This is a genomic window from Vibrio sp. 1288, from assembly GCF_033344475.1.
Map to the genome: position 1 here is coordinate 1 of NZ_JAWPOX010000595.1, position 670 is coordinate 670.

Consider the following 670-nt stretch of genomic DNA (forward strand, 5'->3'; position numbering starts at 1 on the left):
ACTCAATCATTTGAAAGAACATCAGCTGCACTGCGATGTAAAACCTCTCGACAAGGTTTTCTACTACACCACTTGTGGTTGGATGATGTGGAACTGGCATGTTTCCGCACTCGCGAGCGGAGCCACGTTGGTGATTTACGACGGTAGCCCCGTGTCCCCCGACCATTCTGTGCTTTGGCGCTTGGCGGAAGAACAGTCGGTGTCACTGTTTGGCACCTCTGCAAAGTATCTCGAAGCGCTTGAGCAAGCCAATTATTCGCCTCGGTCAGAGCATAATTTGGATTCGCTGAAGACCTTATGCTCCACAGGTTCCGTGCTCTATCCTGAGCAGTTCAGTTACGTTTATCAACATATCAAACAGGATTTACACTTAGCTTCCATCGCTGGCGGAACCGACATTTGTGGCTGCTTTGTTCTTGGTAACCCGATCTCTCCCGTCTACAAAGGGGAATGCCAAGGTGCGGGGCTCGGCAACAAGGTAAAAGTGCTTGATGACGCAGGACGCGAAGTAGTTTCACAACGCGGAGAACTGACATGTAACAACTCGCTGCCAAACTTTCCTATCGGCTTTTGGCATGACAATGGCGAACGTTATCACGATGCTTACTGGAGCAAATTTGCGGATACTTGGCACCACGGTGATGACGTCATGCAAACCGAAAACGACGGT

At 50.0% G+C, this 670-nt stretch carries 1 protein-coding gene; it reads left to right on the top strand.

Annotated features, from left to right (window positions below; translation table 11 throughout):
• The coding region (locus R8O11_RS28225) for an AMP-binding protein (RefSeq protein WP_318195001.1) at nucleotides 1-670 on the top strand (670 nt) is incomplete at both ends.